This window comes from Dellaglioa sp. CoH-57-MRSF-19 (genome assembly GCF_056781975.1).
The window spans coordinates 1-320 of sequence record NZ_JBXAXW010000212.1 but is presented as its reverse complement, the minus strand read 5'-3'; the positions used below and the strand labels follow the sequence as shown (position 1 = coordinate 320).

The following is a 320-nucleotide window of genomic DNA, read 5'->3' as shown; positions in this document are numbered from 1 at the left end:
ACCATGCAGCGCTCATAAAGAAATCGGCTGGTTGCGTTACCAATTCAGGATTACTTACTATTCGCTGATCGCCATAAACAGCTGCACTGTACGCACTGTAATTTGCGCGGCCTGTCAGATGAAAGGCACCGCGCCCTCGGAACGTCCAACCATCACCAGATGCGACATCTCCATTACCCATGCGCGATGCGTACACCAGATTCGCAAGCTTCTGCGGGTTATTTGTGTAATTTGGAGCGTACGCCTTGCTGGAATCCGACTGATCCATTGTGAATCGTGAGGGCCACACAGCGACCAACCGCTCGGGGGTCGTGTACGTC

Annotated in this window: 1 pseudogene; it reads right to left on the bottom strand. The window is 53.1% G+C overall.

The annotated features are described in order from the left end of the window. Positions 1 to 268 (bottom strand): annotated as a pseudogene (locus AC1RO3_RS08970) (hypothetical protein); the annotation flags it as partial. Between the last annotated feature and the right edge of the window lie 52 nt (positions 269 to 320).